This window comes from Pedococcus sp. P2_D9, assembly GCF_056404275.1.
Genome location: NZ_JBFUEI010000004.1, coordinates 206070 through 226848 on the forward strand (window position 1 = coordinate 206070; position 20779 = coordinate 226848).

Sequence of the window (20779 nt, forward strand, 5' to 3'; positions counted from 1 at the left end):
CGATGACACTGACCCAGGACGGGATGGGCGCCTTCGGGTCGCTCGCTCAGGCGCTGGGGATCACCGACGGGTCAGGGGCCAACAGTGCGTGGTTCGGCGACCCGATGGGCACGTCGGGCAACGCCCACGGCCTGACGACGATCCTCGCCGACACCGGTCAGCGGGACGCGCTCATCGCCTTCGTCGACGAGGCGCTCGGACCGCCTGAGCTGCACCGCGAGGGTGAGCAGAAGTGGATCCCCCTGTTCTCCGAGTCCTCGCCGGCGATCACCGTGTATGCCGTGGTCGAGCCGGTGCAGGGCGCTGTGCGCGTGGGCGTTGCGGTGGAGCACCAGGCCGGGACGACAGCCCCGACCGTCAAGACGACGATCCACGTCCCGATCTTCCACGTGCCCCGCAGCGGTCAGACCGACAGCCGCCCGACCGACGCGACCCTCCCGCGCTGGCTGCTCCTCGGCCGCCCCGGTGGCCGCATCAGCATCGGTGTCGAGGCCGACTTCGCGGACGCTCCGCCGGTCCCGGGAGTGGCCTACCTCGGCGGGGCGAGCGTGCACCTCGCGATCCCGACCACGACAGACGACACGGTCGGCTTCTCCCTCTCGCTCGTCGACCTCCAGCTCCCGGGGGCGACGGCTCCCCAGAGCCGCACCCTCGACCTCGACTCCCTGACCACGCTGGGCGCTGACATCCTCGAGTTCGTCGTCGGCATGGTGCGCCAGCAGATCGACGCCCTCAACCCTGCCGACCCGGTCTTCCGGCACGTCATGGGCCTCGCCGGGATGCTCGGCCTGCGCGGACCCACCGTCGGCGTGCCGCCCCTGCCGATCGCCGAGCTCCCGACGCGAGGCCTGACCGCCCTCGTCGAGTGGGTCGAGTCGATCCTCGAGGACGACACCGTCCTGGACGCCTGGCTGGCCGAGCTGGCCCGCCTCGTGGGCGGTGTCCCCGATGCCGCGACGAACTCTGTGGGCTTCGCCATCGGGCCGGCGACGCTGCGTCTCGGGCTGCGGGTGACGCCCGGCACCGGTGGGCACCCGACGCTCGTGCCCTGGCTCGACGTCCGCTGGTCGCCCGCGCCGGGGACGGCCGACCTGACGGCGACCGTCGACCTCCTGCGCGCGGACACCGGCACGGGCAGTGTCACTGCAGTCCCGGGGCTGCGGGCCGAGGCGGCCTTCGGCTCCCAGGCCCACAGCGGCACACCCCTGATGACCGGGGCGACCGCCGTGGGCGGCCTGCGGGTCGGCATCGGCCTGGACGCGGCGCGCAAGCCGGCCTTCACCCTCACCCTCCACGGGGTCGACCTCCCGGGAGGCATCCACCACGACCTGCTCGACCTCTCCTCGCCGCAGGCAGCGGTCGCGGCCGTCGACTCCCTCGTCTCGACTGCCCTCAGCAATGCCCTCCTGGGGCTGGGAGGCGCCCAGGCCGCCGTCGAGCGGCTCCTCGGCATCGCCGCGCCGGCCAACGTCACCGCGATCACCGCCTCGGCCCTCATCGCCGACCCGCTGGCTGCGATCAAGAACTACTGGCTCGACGTCCTGCAGACCCCGAATGCCATGGCCGATGTCCTCGGCCGCCTCGCCGAGCTGCTCACCGGCGCCGTGCAGGTGCCGACCCAGACCGGCGACGCAGCCGACCCGTGGCGCCTCGACGTCGCCAGCGGTGTCGGGCTGCGGGCCTGGCGCGAGACCGACGCCATCCACGGGACGGAGACCCTCGTCCTCGCCCTCGGCGCGGACGCCTCCCTGCCGGTGCTCACCGACCTCGAGGTGGCGGTCGGCGCCGACGTGGTCCTCCTGCGGGTCGAGCTGACCGCTGGTCACGTCTCGTTGGCGGCCGGCGCGAGCGCCGAGGTCCTGCTTCGCCCCGTGGGGGCCGACCCGATGACCCTCGACCTCGAGATCGCGAAGGTCGCCTTCACCGGCATCGGCGTCGCAGCCACGTGGGCCCCGGGCGCGGGACTGGCTGCACGCGTCCTGGGTGACGGGCTCACCGTCACCTACACCGACCCGCGCACGCTGGTGCAGCGAGTCCACGGCATACCGCTGCCCGAGATCTCCGCCGCTGGGGTCGTGACGTTCACGCCCGACTGGGACCAGGTCGAAGGCCTGGTCACCGCCCTGCTCGGCAGGGCGCGGTCCGACGTCCTCGGCACCCTCCTGGACCTCGTCGGCTGGCGGGGGAGCGGCGCGCACCTGCGCCTCGGCGCCCTCATCACCGACCCGGGCACTGCCATCGAGAACTGGCTGCTCGACCTCGCCCTCGACTGCGCCAACATCCGCACCGCCCTCGGCCCGGTCGCGTGGTTGCTCAGCGGTGGCGCACTCGCGACGCCGTTCGGTGGCGGCCGGCCGGCCGACCCCTACCGGTGCCCTGTCGGCGGCGATCGCCGTGCGCCCGGACTGGCGGTCTGGACCGTCCCCGGCTGCCCGGACGTCTCGAGCGGCGGACCCGGCGGCCCCGGGTACGGCGAGCTGCTGCGCGGCTACACGGTGCCCGACGGGCCCGCGGTCGCCGCCACGTTGCGAGCGGCCGCACCCAGTGCGCCCGACCTGGCCGACCTGCTCGTGGGCCGGACCCGGCTGGGGGAGGGCATCGACTCGCTCGTCACCCGCTGGAAGGACACCGACGGCGTGGTCGGCGCGGTGGCGCCCACCGGCGTGACCACGAGCGTCCTGACCGGTCTGTCGTATGCCGAGCTCGTCGCCAACGGGCGGACCGGCAGCTACGTCCTGGACGGCGTCGGCGTCGCCACGGACACCGTGGTGCACGTCGGCTGCGGTGCCGGCTGGCTCACTGACGTGCCGGGCGGCCAGGCGATCGACGCGACGGGGACGGCGCCCACGGCGATGCCCGACGCGACGACCGGGCAGTGGTTCGTCCAGCTGCCCACCCCTCCGTCCGTCGCCTCCGAGCGTCCGGACCACGACACCACCGCGGCGCTCGCGGCGCGCCTGACCGCGGTGCTGGCCGGGCGCACGGCCGACGTGGTCCTCGTGGGGTACGGCGCGGCCGGCGCCGCGGCGGTGCGCACGGCGGTGGGTCAACAGCGGGTCACCGCCGTCGTGACGGTGGGGACGCCCTGGTCGCCGGTCGTGCTGACGTCGCTGACCACGGGGCTGGGCGGCGATGCCGTGCGCTTCCTCGACCGGCTCGTCCCCGACCCTCTGCCGACGTGGACCGACACGTTGCTCGCCCTCGGCTGCGACCCGCTGCGGCGTGGCCAGGGCCTCGTGCGGCGGGCCATGGCGGTGCTCACCCCCGCCGACCTGCCGAGCGCCGCGGACGAGACCCTGCCGACAACCGCCGAGGTGCACGCGGTGTTCGGTGCGGTCCCCGAGGCCGACGTCCGCTCGGCCATCGCCTCGGTCGCCGTGGCCGGAATCGCGGCCCGCTCGGCCGAGGCGGCAGCCGACGTCGCCCGCACCACCGGACCTCCCACCGAGGTGCATGTCGGTGTCGACCTGCCGGTCCTCGACCTCGACCTCGGCGGCCTGCTCGTGGGCGTCGGGGCGCGGGTCGACCTCGCCTCGGCGCGCCGGGCGACCCCACACCTCCAGCCGCTGCGCGAGGTCGTCCTCGACGTACACCTCGGCATCAACGACGGCTGGCTGGTCGGCGGGCCGGGCGCGGCCCAGCAGGATCTCGCGGTGCGCTGGGTCGAGGCGCGGGTCACGATCCCCCTCGGCGATGGTGGCGGCGACGGGACGACCGAGCTCGTGCTCCACGAGGCCCGCGCGTTCGCGGCATACCGCGAGTCGTGGGTGGTCAGGGCCGACGGTGACGGCACCACGGCCACGACCGCGCTGCCCGAGGTCAAGATCCTGCTGTCCGAGATCGGCACGCGCATCCGCACGGCCTCGCCGGCGCTCGCCGGCCTGCTCACCCACCTGGGGATCCTCCGGGACAGCGGAGTCGACCCCGACGCCATCGACCACCTGCTGCACGACCCGGTCGCCACGATCCGCCCCCTCGTCGTCGCACGCGCCGCCCAGCTGGCCGACGACGTGCGCGCACTGACCGGCGTGACGGTCCGCCCGAGCGATCTGGCGCCGACCGCGATCCGGGTCGGGGCCAGTGGCCTGCACGTCGACGTGGACCTCGCCTCCGGGACCATCACCGGCGACCTGACGCTCGCAGTGGAGGGTCTGCCTCCGCTGGAGCTGACGCTGGGCGCCGGAGCCGCGGGCGTGACGGCGACCGCTGCCCTGGGCGTCCTTGTCGACGGCGTGGGGGGCATGCGCCTCGTCGGGTCCGCCGGAACCGCGGGTGCCCAGCTGGCCGTGGAGTCGCGGGCTCCGGGCGCGGTCGCGTCGACGACCACCACGCTCTATCCGGCGGTCGACACCGAGGCACTGACTCGGCTCGCTACGGTGGCCGTCCCGGCCGTCGTCGCCCAGCAGCTCGCCCGCTGGTGCCGCACCGAGGCAAGCGATGCCGGGCGCGCCACGATCGACGCGGGCCTGTCGGCCCTCGGGCTCCTCGGCCCGCCCGCTCCCTCGGGAGCGCGCGACGTCGTGCTGCCGGTTGGGCTGTTCACCGACCCCGGCGCGTGGCTGCGGACCCGTTCGGACCCGCTGGCAGCGGCCGTCGCCGTGCTCGAGGCGCTGGCTCCCGTGGTCGTCCCCGGCCGCGCCGTCGGCGAGGCCGGCTGGCCCCTCGGCAACGGGCTGACCATCTCGTATGCCGTGGCCGCGGGTCGCCTCGACCTGTCAGCCGAGCTCGCGCTGACCCCTGACGTCGGAGGCAAGACGGTGACGGTGGCGGTGACCGGTGGGTTGTCGATCACCGCGGCCGGCGTCGTCGCCCCGCTGCTCGACGCCGAGGTGCTCATCGACGGCCCGGGGCTGCGGCTCCAGGTCGCTCCTACCGTCACCCTCGACCTCGTGCGGAGTGCGCCGGGCACGCCGATCCGGCTCTACCCCGCGGGGGCGGGTCTGGCCGAAGCCATCGGGGCGGCCGCCCAGTCAGCCGTCCGGGTCGCCCTCAACGAGGTCATCGGGCATCGCAACGACGGGACGGCGACGCCCCTGCGGGCGGTCGCGAGGGCGGTGCACGAGCTCGGTTCCGGCCTGGACCTGCTCGTGGCCGACCAGTTCACCGACGGGCGGATCTCGGCCTTCGTCAGCCCCAGCCCCGCGGCATACCTCGAAGCGCACCTGGCCGGCGTCGTCACCGCCGGCGTGCAGGCCCTGGCCGAGGCGCTCGACCCGACGGGCACGCTGGTCCGGGTCGACCCGGTCGCCCTGGGCGTCCGGCGGATCACCTTCGGCACCGTCACGCAGATCCACCTCGACCTCGACTCCACGACGCCTTCGCTGACGATCGGCGGCGACGTGACCCTGCGGGACAGCGGCGCCCACGTCATCGGCCACGTCGCGCTCGAGGGGCTCACCCTCTCGCCGCAGGGGGTGCGGGTCGTCATGCGGGCGGGACCGTTCGCCATTCCCGCCGGGCCGGTCGTGCTCCGGCCGATCGCCGTCATCCGGGCCGGGTTCACCGGCAACGGCTTCATCCCACTCGTGGGGGTCGGGCTCGGCCTCGACGCGGCCGGGGCGCAGTCGGTGGAGGTCCGATTCGGGCCGACGGGCGTCGACGTTGCCGCGGTGACCCGCGTCGCCGGCGTCGAGACCGGCGCCGACCTGACCCCGGCAGGCGTGGCGCCGATGGTCCTAGGGGTCGCGCTCGACCTGGCCGCCAGTGTGCTCACCGAACAGCTCGGGACCGTCGTCACCGACCGGGCGACCGGCATGCTCCAGGGCGTCGTCTTCACCGGAGGCGGACGCCAGATAGACACCACGCTCTTCGGCGACTTCCAGCACCCGGAGCGGCTGCTCCACCGCCTCGAGGTACTGCTGTGGAACTGCGCCACCGACCCCGCCCACGGCGTCAACCCGGTGCGTCCGCTCGGCGTGACCATCGACGGGGCCGTGAAGATCTCGCTCGCGAGCGAGGACCTCGGTGCGGGGCAGAAGCAGATCGGGCTCAACGTCACGCCGGTGGGCGACTTCGCCTTCCCGACCTCGGGAGTCAACGTCGTCCTGCGGGCCGACGCGTCCTGGATCGACGACGACGTCCTGCCCGGCCTGTCGATCTTCGTCCTCAAGGGCACGGGGGTCGACGACCTCGTGATCTCGCCGGCCTTCACGGTGGCCGGCCTCGGCGTGCGCATCACCAAGCCCGCCGGTCCGCTCCTCGAGCTGGGCTCGATCGCCCTGGACGGCATCGGCCTGTCGATCTATGCCGCGGTCAACCCGGACGGCGTGGGCGGCGGCGCCCAGATCGAGCTCGTCGGACTCGCGGTCGCCCCCGGCGGCGGTGGTGACAACGGCGTCGCGAACAACATCATGAACGACGTCGGGTCGGCGAGCCAGAACAACCGCCCCAACTTCAGCCCTGCCCTGTCGGTCCAGCGCCAGCCCGGGCCGGGCCAGCAGGTCAAGGTCGGGCTCCGGGCCGGCGAGCCACCGGGGCCGTGGTGGCTGGTCATCCAGCGACAGCTCGGGCCGTTGTACGTCGACCGGATCGGGCTGGGAGTCGTCGAGTCCGGCGGGCGGGTCACCGAGATCTCGCTGCTGTTCTCCGGCCAGCTCTCCGTCTTCGGCCTGACCGCCGCGGTGGACCGGCTGTCGATCACGTGGCACGGCGGCGACGTCCTGTCGATCTCCAGCTGGTCGGTCGACCTCATGGGTCTGGCCGTCTCCGCGAACCTGTCGGGGCTGTCCATCGCCGGGGGCCTGCTCAAGACCGTCGACGGCGACACCACGTCGTACGTCGGCATGCTCATGGGGCGGTTCGCGGCCTATGGGCTCTCGGTGTTCGGCGGCTACTCCGACGACGGCCACGGCCATGCCAGCTTCTTCATCTTCGGCGCGATCAACGGACCGATCGGCGGCCCTCCGGCCTTCTTCCTCACCGGTCTCGGCGGCGGCCTGGGCATCAACCGCGGACTGGTCATCCCGCAGGACATCTCCCGGTTCGGCGAGTTCCCCTTCATCCAGGCGCTCGACCCCGGTGCCACGCCACCAGCGAACCCGATGGACGAGCTGCACCGCCTGTCGATCTACTTCCCGCACCAGATGGGCAACTTCTGGTTCGCGGCCGGCATCTCGTTCACCTGCTTCAGCCTCATCGACGGTGTCGCGGTCGTCGCCGTGTCCTTCGGCAACGGGCTGACCATCGACCTGCTCGGACTGGCCCGGATGGCCCTGCCGCGGCCGCAGGCGGCCATCGTCTCGATCGAGCTGGCGCTGCTCGTGCACTTCTCGACGAGCGAGGGCGTCTTCCTCATGAAGGCCCAGCTCACCGACAACTCGTGGCTGCTCTACCGTGACGTCCGGCTGACCGGCGGCTTCGCTTTCGCCCTGTGGTGGAAGGGGCCGCTCTCTGGGCAGTTCGTCGTGACGATGGGCGGCTACCACCCGAGCTTCCACCGCGACGGCTATCCCGTGGTGCCGCGGCTGGGCATCGTCTGGCAGATCAGCAGCGTGCTCGTCATCAAGGGAGAGTCCTACTTCGCGCTGACGTCCGAGGCGCTGATGGCCGGCATCAAGGTCGTCGTCTCGCTCGACCTCGGGTGGGTCTGGGCGCGGGTGGAGTTCGGGGCCGACGGCATCGTCTACTTCGACCCGTTCTGGTTCGAGGTCAGCGCCTATGCCCGGATCTCAGCCGGCATCCACATCGACCTCGGCTGGTTCGGGACGATCAGCTTCAGCATCACCCTCGGGGCGAGCATCAAGGTGTGGGGCCCGGACTTCGCGGGCCGCGCCGAGTTCGAGATCGGCCCGTGCACGGTCCCCATCGAGTTCGGTGGCTCGAAGGCGCTGCCGCCACCCATGCCGTGGACGGCGTTCGTCGCGAAGTACCTCGAGGCGTCCGGCAACGCCGCCCGCACCCTGTCGGCCATCACCGGCAAGGGCACGCTGCCGACGGCGGCCGGGAGCCAGTCGGGCGCGCCGTCCTCCGACGGCACCCTGGCCCTGCCGTTCCGGGTGTTCGCCGAGTTCGAGCTCACCATCACGACGAGCGCCCCGGCGACTGCTTTCGCCTTTGGTGCCACCACCTTCCAGGTCCCCATCCTCCGGGCCGGCCAGTCCACCCGGCTCGGCCTGTCGCCGATGCAGGCCCACGACCTGACCTCCACCGTGGCCGTCCAGCTCTTCGCACTCGACCCCGTGACCGGGGTCGCCACCCCAGACGCGCGCCTGTCCAAGCTCGTCACCGGCTTCAACTCCAGCCTCACCAGCCCGCGGTCGGGTAACGACTACTACCCGGTCGGGGTGTGGGGGCCGCCGGGTGCCGATGTCCCGAACAAGCCTCTCCCGCAAGGTGATGTCGTCAAGGCGGGCAAGCTCGTCGTCCTCGTCGCCGGCATCGAGGGCGCGGCCGTCGGTCCCCAGATCGACTACCGACAGGTCAAGGCGCGGCCCGAGGACCGCCGGCCCCTCCCGCTCACGGCCAAGGGCACCGACCGCAAGCAGTTCCTCAACGTCGCCAAGGCCCTGGACGACGGGCCCGTCAAGGCGATCGCGTCGGCCGACGACGCCTTGGCCCTGGCCGCCGCGCGCCTGTTCACCGAGCGCAACGGCCTGCCGCGCGGCGGGCACAGCGCCGTCGCCCGCGCGGCATACCGGCTGGACCACACCGCACCACCCATGTTCGGCACGCTGACCGACGGACTGGCCCCGGCGAACGCCGACAAGGGGGTCAAGACGGAGCTCGCCCCGCCAACGCCACCCGCGCAGCGCGACCCCCGGAGCCCGTTCGTCGCCGGACACCTCACCTCCGGCGTCGGCGCCGTCATCCGCGCCACCGGGACGACCGTCGCCGACGGCCGGCTCAAGCGCCGCCCGGCCCCGTCGATCGAGTCCGTCCACGGGCGGATGGCGCTGCACCTGCCCGTTTCGCTGACCCTCGGAGCGCCACCGTCGGTCCCGGCCCGTGGCACCGTGCTCGCGTCGGGGTCCGTGCCCCGCACCGACGCCGTCGGGTCGACGCGTTCGTATGCCGCAGGCCCGCTCGGCACGCCCGGCCTCCAGTCCCTCGTCGGTGGGCTCCGCACCGAGGCTCCGCGCGCCTCGGCTCGTGGTCGCCGGTCCGCGGCGGCGGCCCGTGCCGATGCTGCGGCTTCCATCCTGCGCAGCGGCGACGTCGTCGCGCTCCAGTGCCCCGACGCTGCCTTCGACGTGGACGAGGCTCGCCGCCCGAGCCTCAAGGTTGCCGGCAAGGCCCGGGTCACCGTGCTGCAGGGACGCACCGTGCTGTTCGACGATGACGTCGTCGACACGACGGTCCCGGTCCCGGCGGGTGCCACGCACATCGGCCTCCACGCCGACGGCGACGCCGACGCGTCCGACGGACTGGCGGGCTGGCACGAGGGCACGCGCGTGGCACGGCTCGGCAGCCAGACCGCGCTGGCGGCGGGCTGCGTCGTGTCCTCCGCCGCCACCGACGGCACGGGCGTGCTGCAGTGGGACAGCGCCGGATCCGTGGCCCACGAGGCCCCCGAGGTGACCACTCGGTTCAGCCGACCCGTGCACACGGTGGCCGTCGCGCTCACCGGCACCAGTCCCACCACCCTCGACCCGACCGAGCTGCGCCTGGTGGGTGGGCACGTGGCGACCGACCGGGCCGGGGTCGAGCGGCCGCCCCAGGCGGTCTCGCTCGGCTCGACGAGCGTGCTCGTGTATGCCGTCGTGCCCGACAAGGACGCCACCGCGATGTCCGTGGTGGTCACGGCGGGTTCGGCCTGGGTCGTCACCGGGGTCGTCGGCTCCGACCTGGCGCCGGAGGAGCTCGCGGCGGTCCTGGCCGCACGCGGGCTGTCGGCCGCCACCGCCAAGGTGCTCGCGGTGGCCGGGCCGGGGTGCCAGGTCCAGTGGACGGCCCCCGCTCAGCGGTCCGGCGGCCCGAGGCGGCCGCGGGCCGCCAGCCCGCGTCGCCCGAGGAGGAAGTCCACGTCATGACGATGCAACCGGGCCACTTCCAGCTGTACACGAAGTTCTCGCCGGCACTGACGGCTGGCAGCTACAAGTTCACGACCAACCAGAACCTCGCGGCCGTGGGCAAGGACGGGGCCCTCGGCGCGACCGAGCTGCCCGTCGCCCGGCTCGACACCCACGTCACCGTCACCTCTCCGCGCTACCTCCTGCCGCCGGACCAGGCGCTGTCGACCTACCCACCCGCCGGCACCGAGGGCGCCTACGGGTCGCGGCTGCCGCAGGTCGTCATCAAGCGGCGCACCCTGCCCTGGGAGCGGGCCGTGGCGGGCGCGCCGGCGGGTACTCCCTGGTTGGCGCTCGTGGTCTTCGCGGAGGGCGAGGCCGAAGTGCTCACCAACGTCGACGTCGCCCAGTGCGTGACCTCCGGCGTCAGCCTGCCCGGTGCACCAGACGTCGCGAAGGGCTCGTGCCTGTCGATCCGCAAGTCGATGGTGGACACGATCATGCCCACCCAGAAGGACGTGCCGCTGCTCGTCCACGGGCGCGAGGTCGACCTCGACGACACCGAGCTGATGATGGGCGACGACGACGGTTTCCTCGCCGTCGTGATCGCCAACCGGCTGCCACTGGCCGTGACGGACTCCGAGGGCAAGGAGGTGCCGGTCAAGTACCACGCCTGCCTGGTCAACCTGGAGGGCCAGTTCAACCAGCTGCTGCCGCAGGCGCCGCCGCACAAGCGGTTCACCGACCACCTCGTCCTGGAGACCGGCTACTTCCAGTACACGCAGGCGGCCTACGACCAGAAGCTGATGGGGATGTCGACGTCGGCGACCAAGGTCGGGCTGGGCGCCCACGGTGAGACGGTCGACGGTCCTGTCGGCCCGGCCGCCGATCCCGACCCGCGGGCAGCCCAGGTCGCGACCCACTACGCCGCGACGGTCACCCCCGAGACGACGACCAAGGCCTACGCCGGGTCCACCTCCTGGGTGGCCGGCAAGGCATCCTCGGAGATCTCGAAGGACGTGGTCGTCTCAGCCGTCGCGGACCGCATCATCCTGGCGCTCGACCCCATGCTGCGATTCCCGGTGCTGCTGCGCTGGAGCTTCACCTCCGTCGGCGACGCGACCTTCGAACAGCTCATGAAGCACGTCGACAACGGACTGCTCGGCACTCGGGGAGTCACCCCCAAGGACCCGGTCGGGCGGGCCCCTCTCGAGGTCACCGAGACCGGTCACGTCGGTCTGGACCAGCGCACGAGGCGTGGCGACCTGGTCCGGGCGTGGTACCGCGGACCGCTGCTCCCGCACCCGGCCGACCTCGCCGGACCGCGGCTGCAACTCGCCCACACCGGTGACCAGCTGCGGTCGGTCATCCCCGACGGCCGCGAGGACCTGTCGCTGGCTGCCGCGTTCGAGATCGGCAGGCTGCTCGCCCTGAGCCAGCCCTCGATGGTCGCCGCGCTCCTGGAGTGGCGCCAACGGGACTACCAGGTGGCGCGCGGGCACGCCATCTGGGACGGCGTCATCGCCGACCTGGGCATCACCGGTGTCGTGATGAACGCCGCGCCGAGCCTGGGGGTCCTGCTGTCCCGCGCGTTCGCCGGAGCCGCCGCGTCCGCGCCGGGCGCCGTCATCGGGCCGCCGCGCGAGCTGGTCACGCCGGGCGCGCCGATGGAGCTGAAGGGGGACGGGCTGGCCACCGTGCTCCAGCACTTCGGCCTCGACGTCGCCGCTGACGTGGACCTCCCCGTGCTCCTGCACACCCTGCGCGAGACCGAGGTGCCTCGTATGCCGCTCGCTGACCTCACGCGTCCGGCCGCCAACGCGGCGCTCAGCTCGGCCCTGCGCTCGGCTCACGAGCGCACCGTCACCCAGTTCGTCGTCGGCGCGCTGTCCACGCAGATCATGACGTCCCCCCAGATCCCGACCGGACCCGCCGGGGGGCCCGGGCTCGCCGGCGGCACACCGGGAGCGCCCGGCGGCATCCTCGGCGGCGTGCCGGTCCGGCCGCACGACGCACCCCTGGACGAGGGCGACGACGCCCTCGAGCGGGCCCTGCACGACCGGAGGGAGGAACCGTGAAGCTCGACGTGCCCACGATGGTCCTCGACCTGCCACTGCGGCTCAGCGAGGCGATCTCCGTCCCCACCACGGTCGAGGACGACGACGACGACTCGGCCATCCCCGCTGCGCTGCGCGCCTGGCTGGTCCGGCTCCGTCTGTTGGAGGGGGTGCCCTTCGCCAACCTCGTCGCCGACAGTGAGCTGCTGCCGCCCGAGTCGATCCGGTGGTTCTACCTCGACCGGCGCTGGACCGACGCCCTGGTGATGGGCGCCCTGTCGGTCGGCACCGTCAACAGCGACGACCGCACCCAGCTGAGCGCCGCCTACGACGCGATCCGCACCGAGCTGGACCAGGAGGAGCGCAACGCGCGGCGGCACCCGGGTCAGCCGCGGTACGGAGGGGCGGTCGACGCGGTCAGCGGCTTCCTGCTGCGCTCCCAGGCGGTCTCGGGGTGGCCGGGCCTGCACGTGCGGGCGATGACCCTCGACCCGGTCGACGAGGCAGACAACCGGTTCGTCCCCGAGGACGACCCCAACCGGATGCGGCTGCTGCGTCTGGAACGGCTGGCGCCCGCGGTGCTGTTCTGCCTCTTCGACGGCATTCCCTCGGTCGTCCACGTCGAGGAGCCGCGGCAGGGCGTCCAGTTCGGCTTCGACCCCGGCGAGGTCGACGGGTCGTTCAGCTACATCCCTCGCGACGTCAACACCTTCGCGGACCTCGAGAAGCCGGGCGGTGCCCCGGTCATCCTCGACGTGCCGTTCCGGGCCACCGAGGGCGCCACGGGAGTCATCGACATCCAGCAGGTGCAGAAGGACCTCGTCAACCTGACGGCGACCCACGTGGGGACCAGCCTCGACGCCGCGGAGTACGCGCTGCAGCTGCTCCGTTTCCCCTACCGGCAGGTCTTCGGCGACCCTCGCGGCGTGAGCATCGGCACGGTGTTCAAGGCCTCCGTGGTCTATGCCAAGCAGGTCAACGACACGTTCAGGCTCGGAGGCGTGTGATGGCAGGCTTCGACCTGACTCCCGAGCGGCTCGCCAAGAGCATCTACACCGACCGCTTCGCCGCGCTGGCCCGCGCCGACGTCGACCTCGCCACGTGGAAGACGTGGGACAAGTACCTGGTCCGGGAGAAGCGGATCCTGGTGCCGGTCGACGTCCAGGCCTACGTCGTGCCCGCCGGGGGAACGGAGCCGTGCGTCGACGTCGCCGGCGTCGACGGAGACCCGGCGCCCTTCGACGCCGGTGCAGCTCGCGCGGCGGGCGTCCATCTCCACTGGGCGCTGCCCGACGCGTTGCTGCGGGGTGAGAACGACCCGGTCACCAAGAAGGTCAGGCTGCCCCGGCTCCCAGACCGGTGGGTCGTGGTCCGCACGCTGCTCCCCGAAGGCGCGCGCACGGCATACGCCTCGGGGTGGGTCATGGACGCGGTGACCGGCGGCGTCACACCACTGTCCACGTACGCCGGGACCGTCCCGCCCGGCGCGTTGCCGCTCGACGGCGGGGTTCCTATGGAGGTGCTGGACGGCGGGGCTCGCGGCAGCCTCATGTGGACGGCGACCTACCTGGGCGCGATCAACCGGTTCGCCCTGCACGACCCCCTCGTCGACCTGCCGGGCGTCGAGGTGGCTCCGCACGGCTTCCACCGGGGCAAGGCCAGCTACACGGTCGCCGGATGGTGGACGGACTCCGCCGCCGACCCGCTCGCCGGCAGTCGCGGGGAGACCAGCGTGCGGGCGCGCCTCGCCGAGCTGCGCTGGTGGGTCAGCCCGGACGGCGAGGATGCCGTGGAGTATCCCGAGGACCCCCGGACCACCAAGCTCGAGCAGTATGCAGGGCTGAAGTCGCCACGGACCTACGCGGCGACGACGGTGCAGACCCAGTACGCGAAGTCGACGACGACCTACAGCTCGGTCGCTCCCGAGGCCGCGATGCCCGTCGCCGACGTGGCTGGGGTGACCGTCGGGATCGGGGCCACCCGCTACCACACCATGCTCCACGGCTCGGTCATCGGCGTGCCCGTCGACGGCACGGCAGGAGGTGCCGACGACCGACCGGACCCCTCGACCCTGGCGGCGAGCCTGGGCACCGACATCGACGACATCGTGTCGGCCTTCGCGGCCCCTGCGCTGGGGATCGATCCGGCCAAACGCCTGACGGCAGAACGACTGTGCGCGGCCTTCACCGGTGACCTGCTCGGGCGGATCGGCACACCGGACGGCCTCTCCGACCTGGCCGACCAGGAGCACGCCAACGGCTTCTGGGCGCTGCCCGGGCGCCCCGTCGCGGGGGCGAAGGCGGACCGGCTGCGGACCGAGGACGGGACACCCCTGGGCCCCCTGGCCGTGGGGCGCAAGGGCCGGGCCGCCCACCAGCCGGCTAAGGCGTCCGGGGTGCCGAAAGGCACCAAGGTCGGCTGGCGGGGCGTGGCTCCGATGACGAGCGGCAAGCGCGCCACGGCGCGTGACGACGCGCGCGGCGAGGAGCGCGGCGAGCGCGACGACCCCGGAGCGGGGGCACGGAAGGGCGGCACCAGCGCCACGCCTCCCGCAAGTCGCGAGGTCGTCCGCGCCGCACCGCGGGTCTTCCGCCCGGCCCCGATGATGGTGGGTCTGCGTGGGGCCCACCCGTCGGCGCGGCACCACGGAGACGGGATGTTCGACGACCAGGGGCTGCTGCGCTGCCGCTTCCCCGGCGAGGTGTCGCCCTCGATCGACGGCACCGTCGACGGGCGCTCGGTCCTGCCCACCCTGGGTAGTGGAGCGGTACCCGGCGAGGTCACCCGGGTGGTCCGCGAGGCGATCATCTGCGACGGCTACTCGGTCGGTTGGCTGGCGGCGTCCTCGGGTCGCAAGGGGGACGACGTGCGGGCGATCGAGGGCCGCCTCACCGCCGAGATGCTGCGGCTCTACGGCACGACGGCGACCTATGACGGATCCGGCACCGGTCTGGTCGCCGAGGCTGCCCGGGCCCGGATGCCTCGGGCGGCGGCCCGGGACTCCTGGTCTGGTCACTCCCAGCTCGAGGAGGTCGAGACCCTCCAGGTCGCGGCCGAGCTGTCCCGCTTCTCCCTGGTGGCCTGGACCCCACCGAGCCCGATCGCGATCACGACGTGGCGGCAGCCGTGGGTCCCGCTCTGGCTCGAGTGGCGGGTCGAGCTCACCGGCACCGAGGACCTGGCGGGCTGGTCGCTCGTGGACGGCGACCTGCGCCGCAGCGAGCCGGTCGTCGGCGCGACGCGGACCCTTGCCGGACGCAGCCCGCTGACGACCGGGGTGGGGGAGTCCCTCACGACGGCCATGACCAAGTGGCTGGAGCAGGAGCAGGCGCGGGACCTGGCCTCGCCGAGCCAGTCCCTGATCCCCGACCCCGACGAGGACGTCCTGGCGGGGGTGGCCAACCTCATCCGGCCGCTGGACCTGTGCTCGGCCTCTTTCGACGGGATCCGTGAGCAGCTGCTCGGGATCGCCTACGAGGGGTTCGTCCAACGGGTTCGGGGCACCGACGGGGTCAACCGGCCGCGGGCGACCGGCCTGCCCGTGCCGCTCTTCGGCGGCTCGCTCTCGGTGCTGGACCTGCGGCTGGTCGACGCGTTCGGCCGGGTGGTCGACGTCCCCCTCACGGGACTCGCGCGCACCAGCACCCAGGAGCTGCCCACCGAGCCGACCGGTGTCCTGCTGCCTCCACGCATCCAGAACAGCGCCCGGTGGCTGCTCCGACTCGTCGACCCGGCCTACGGGCTCGACCAGGACCCGGCCGACGCCCCCGAGGCGTACGTCGACCAGCTGCGGGCCGCGCTCGCCGTCACCCCGGTGTCCGGCTTCCTGCTGCCCGACCACATCGACGAGGCCCTCGAGGTGTTCGACCGCGACGGTCACCCACTGGGGCAGCTCGAGCACGACTCCTTCAGCGTCGACGACGGCCCCGGCTCGGTGCGCTGGGACCCCGCGCCCGGACGACCGGTCCCGCCGGACGCCGGTCCGCTGACCGACATCCCGCCGCACGCGCAGCACGCAGCCCTGTTCGCGGCCGGACTCGTCCAGGCCGACATCGAGGCCCGGCAGGCGGCGGTGCCACCGTCGTGCAGCGCACTGTCGGCCCTGCTGCGCGCCATCGACTCGACGCTCTGGACCGTCGACACGTTCGCCGCCATCGGCACGCCGACGATCGCCGGGCTCGTCGGGCGACCGGTCGCCGTGGTCCGGGCCACGTTGCGCCTGGACGCGCCCGACGACATCGACGAGGTGCAGGTCGACGAGGCCGGCGGCGCGGAGGCGCGCAAAGCGGCATACGCAGCGCTCGCGGCGCACGAGTTCCCGTTCCGCATCGGCGAGCTGGGCCGCAGCGATGACAGCGTCCTCGGCTTCTTCGTCGACGACGACTACACCCGCTTCCACGTCGTCGACAAGGTCGTGGCCGACTCGGCCCTGGCCTCCGGACCGCGGACCGGCTTCCTCGGCCGGCTCGGCGACACCCCGGCACAGGACCCGATCGAGCACGGCTACCTCGTCCTCGAGGACACCCTCACGATCCGCATCGGCCAGACTCTGCGCCTGACCATCCTCATGCTCCCGGCCGGCAAGGTGCACGTCACCTCGGGCATCCTGCCGCGCAAGGCGCTGGAGCTGGCCGACACCTGGGTCGGCCCCGGGCTCGCAGCGATGGTGCCCTCCATGCGCGTCGGACCGCTGCTCGTCGACCCGGCGGAGATCCGGCTGCCCAACGTCGCCTCGCTCGGCGGCAAGCAGCAGTTCACCCGGCGCACCGGGCCGATCAGCTGGAGGGACGACCCGATCCTCGCCTCGACCACCAACGCCTACCTGCCCAAGCTGCCGCACGAGGTCCAGGAGGGCTGGATACGCGTGGCGCCCGACGAGGAGGGGAGCCCATGACCGGCAAGCGGCGGGCACCGCTGGGGTCCGCGTCGCAGCGGGAGGCGATGGCGGCCGGGCTGCGACGTGAGGCAGCGCGGGCAGCCAAACGTGGGCTGGCCGCGGATCGCGCCGCCCGGGACGCCACGCTGCTCAAGGGAGTCGACCGGGTGGCGCTCGAGGAGGCCATGCGGTCGGTCCTCGCGGCGCGGGAGGAAGCGGGAGCCGGCCGCCCCCACGCGGCAGCCGATGCTGCTGATGCAGCACACGCCGAGGACGCCGCCCTTGCGTTCCCTTCGGCGGTGGACCCTGCGGGCCGCTGGGTGCCCATCGGGCCCTCGGTCGTGCGGCGCGGTCAGGCCGTCGACCGGCCACGGGTTGCCGGCCGCATCCGCGACATCGCGGTGGACGCGACCGGACGGCGGGCGTATGCCGCGACGGCGCAGGGCGGCGTCTGGTACACCGACGACGGGGCGGCGACATGGTCGCCGGTCGGCGGGTGGTCCGAGCGACGCAGGATCCGTGGGGGCGCGGTCAACGCCCAGGCGTGCGGCTGCCTCCTCGTGGACTTCAACGCGATGCCCCTGCTGGACACCGTGCTGGTCGGGACCGGCGAGCCCAACTTCCTGCCGGTGGGGACGCCTGCGCCGACCGGGGAGACGACGATCGACGGGGTCGGTGTCCTCGCGGCGATCGGCCCGACCTTCCCAGCCGGTCAGGCCGAGCCGTGGGAGCCCGACACCGGCATCGCAGCGCTGGAGGGGCTGGGCATCTTCAAGCTCGTCCGGAGCCCGGCGAGCACCCCGGGCCTGGCCACGGCCGGCGCCACCCAGGACGTCGTCATCGCCTGCACGACCAACGGCGCCTTCCTCGGCCGGCGACAGTCGTTGCCGGCGGGCGGTGGAAACCCGGTCCGCGACGGGTACGTCTGGCAGCGCCTGGCGGCGGTGACCACGGCCTTTCCCCGTGCGGCGATCTCGGACGCGGTCTGGCTGCCCGGCGGGCGGCTCGTGCTCGCGGTCTCGGGCCAGGGCCTGGCCTTCAGCGACAACCTCGGCGCTGCGGTGACGCCCCTGGCGCTGACGAACCCGGTTGCGATCACCGGTCACGTGAGCCTCGCCGCCACGGGCAACACGGTCTATGCGATCGGCGAGACCGGCGGCAACCCCGCCCTGTGGCGGGTGGCCGACGCGACCGTGGCTGCCCCGACGGCCGACGACGTCGGCACCCCGGGCGGCGCCGGCGGGGTCCCGGCGACGCTGTGGGGGACCCAGCGCGACTACGACCAGTGCATCGCCGTCGACGTCGTCGGGGCGGTCCACCGCGTCTACTTCGGTGGCAGCTCCTTCTCCTACGGCCCGGCCGACGGCGACTGGGGCGCCAGCCTCTACTGCTTCGACGTCGTCGCATCGGGCGTGGCGGCACCGCCGTTCGTCCTCCAGGCCACGGTGGGCGTCTCCTCGGCGGCCGCCCTGCCCGGTGGTGACGGAGCGACCGCGGCCGGGGCCATCGGCAACAACGTCCACGGCGACGTGCACCGGCTCGTCCTCACCGGCAACGCCCCGCCGCGCCGTCAGATCTGGGCAGCGACCGACGGCGGGGTCTTCGTCTCCGACCGCTCGGGTCGCGTCGGCACCTTCGCGGCCTGCAACACCGGCCTCGCCTCGCTCCAACCGGTGTTCGTCCGCAGCCACCCGGTCAACGGACACCTCGTGGCCACCGGGTGCCAGGACAACGGCAGCCAGGTGCGCATCGGCGACTCGGTCTGGGACGAGCCGTTCACGGGGGACGGCGGCGGTGTCGCCTTCCACCCGACCGCCTCGCACCTCCTGGTAAGACAGTTCAACCTCGCCCGGTGGTACTGCACGTCGACCACCGCCTTCGTCGACCCGATGACCCGGAACCCCGGCGAGCCGAGCCGGGTGTTCGGCATCGGCGGCGAGGGCACCAACAACTGGTCCAGCTTCTACTCGGGGGCCGCGACGGTGCGCGTCCCGCCGGTCGGTGCCAACCCGCCCACTGGGCGGCTGGCGATCGGCACGTACCGCGTGTGGCTCACCGACGACCTCGGGGTCGGTGTCGGACCGAACACCTGGCGGGCCATTCCCTACCCCAACGGCGTTGCGGCCGACGGCCGCCCCGGGGTCAACGGCGCGGCCAACGCCGCTCAGATGGGGATCGGTCTCACTGCCCCATCTCTCGGCACGATCGTCACCCTCACGTGGGTGTCACCCACCCAGCTGCTCGTCCTCTACACCGGCGGCATCGTCCGCTTCACCGAGGCCCCGCCGGGAACCTGGGCCTCCACGACGTGGTCGATCACCAACGCCGCCGTCGCGATCCCACGCACCACGACGTTGACCGACGTCGCGGCCGTGCCCGGCACCCAGGACTTCTACGTGGCGACGACCGGCGTGGTCGGTGGCCCCGACGAGACCCTGTGGTTCTTCAACAACGCCGACAACCGCTTCAAGCGCACCACGTTGCGCCGCCAGCTGGATGCGGGCGGGGCCGTCAACAGCGGTCCCCGCGACCCGGTCTTCTCCGTCGTCGTCGACCCCGGCGACGCGACAGGAAACACGGTGTATGCCGGCACCGTCACCGGGGTGTGGCGGGGCACGCGCACCAACAACGCCACCGGTGCCCACACGTGGGTTCCCTACGTCAACGGGCTGCCCCAGGCGACCGTGCAGGACCTCGACATCTGGCGCGACCGGGGCGGTGCGCTGTCGGCGCCACGGCTGCTGCGGGCGGGTGTCCAGTCACGCGGAGTGTGGGAGGTCGACCTGGCGCGGGACGCGGTGCCGCAGACGTGGATCCGTTCGCACCGGTTCGACGACCGGCGCAACCCGCTGACCGTCCACACCGACCCACTCGCGGCGCCGCCCGCGCTGCCGGCGTCGCTCGCGGCGAGCCCGGACATCACCGTGCGGCCGAGGTGGCCGGTCGCGGCCACCCCGGTCTTCCTGCCCGCCCCGGCCATCACGGCAATCAACGCGCCGGCCTACGACGTGTGGACCTTCCAGACGGCCTTCCGGTGGCTGCATCCCAGCGTCGTCGCCAACGGCCAGTTCTCCGACGCGCTCGGGCGGCTCGTGGCGCTGCACCGCACCCAGATGGCGCCGGCAAAGTCGGCCGTACCCCAGATCGACGCAGCTGTCTGGGCCGACGTGGTGGGCGGGGTGCGCGTCAAGGCCGACGGCACGGTGACCACGGACACGGCGGATCCGCGGGCGGTCTACCGCGCGCCGTGGCAGACGCCGCGCGCGGCCAACGTGACCGCGACGGAGGCCGACCTGCTGGACCTCGTGCCCCGCAACGTCGTCAACGACCTCTGGACCGTGTTCCGCGAACCGTCGACCGTCGACGTCCTCGTCCACCACCGGGATGCCATCGGGCTGCGAGCCAACCAGGGCCTCGTCGTCCTGCTGTGGCGCGTGGGCGCGACCCCCTCGGACCTGTTGGCCCTCTCGGTGACCACGCTCCTGCCCTTCCTCACTGCGGCTGCGGCCGGGACGGCTCAGGCGGTACCGGGCGGCTGGAACCTCGCGACGGGCGGGGGCGGGGTCACCTGGCGGACCGTGCCGACGGCAGTGGACGCACGGATGCCGCGAGCGGTGTCCATCGACGTCGACCTCACCCCGGTGCCGAACAAGCAGCAGGTGCTGTTCCTCGCCTTCGTCGGGTCGATCGGTGCCGGCGAGGTGTTCGTGCCGCCCACCACCGCGCCGGGTGCCGTCGTCCCGCCCACCACCGTCTCGGAGCTCGTCCGCTTCTGCCCGTATGCCGCCGCGCGCATCGTCCACATCGAGAACCGCCCCACCTGACGCCCCCGGCTGCGGGGTTGCCGACAAACGCCTGCCGACGCCTGCGCGTCGTCGGCGCGTCGTCGGCGAACGGCG

Annotated in this window: 5 protein-coding genes; all 5 read left to right on the forward strand. The window is 73.3% G+C overall.

The window, feature by feature from the left end; all coding sequences use genetic code 11:
- Positions 1-2 precede the first annotated feature (2 nt).
- The 5 genes from AC1DXJ_RS08425 to AC1DXJ_RS08445 are packed head-to-tail and all read left to right on the forward strand — an operon-like array spanning position 3 to position 20704.
- Complete coding sequence (locus AC1DXJ_RS08425; protein ID WP_477636811.1) at positions 3-9968, forward strand: DUF6603 domain-containing protein; 9966 nt, start codon at positions 3-5, stop codon at positions 9966-9968.
- On the forward strand, positions 9965-12025 hold the full coding sequence (locus AC1DXJ_RS08430) for a hypothetical protein (RefSeq protein ID WP_477636812.1): 2061 nt from the start codon (positions 9965-9967) through the stop codon (positions 12023-12025). The genes AC1DXJ_RS08425 and AC1DXJ_RS08430 overlap by 4 nt, the downstream gene beginning before the upstream one ends.
- Complete coding sequence (locus AC1DXJ_RS08435) at positions 12022-13011, forward strand: hypothetical protein (protein ID WP_477636813.1); 990 nt, start codon at positions 12022-12024, stop codon at positions 13009-13011. Before AC1DXJ_RS08430 ends, AC1DXJ_RS08435 begins: the two co-directional genes overlap by 4 nt.
- The gene (locus tag AC1DXJ_RS08440) at positions 13011-16898 is read left to right on the forward strand and encodes a hypothetical protein (protein WP_477636814.1); all 3888 of its coding nucleotides are present in this window, start codon (positions 13011-13013) and stop codon (positions 16896-16898) included. The genes AC1DXJ_RS08435 and AC1DXJ_RS08440 overlap by 1 nt, the downstream gene beginning before the upstream one ends.
- Entirely contained in the window at positions 16895-20704 is a 3810-nt protein-coding gene (locus tag AC1DXJ_RS08445) for a hypothetical protein (RefSeq protein ID WP_477636815.1), read from the forward strand. The genes AC1DXJ_RS08440 and AC1DXJ_RS08445 overlap by 4 nt, the downstream gene beginning before the upstream one ends.
- Positions 20705-20779: the final 75 nt, after the last annotated feature.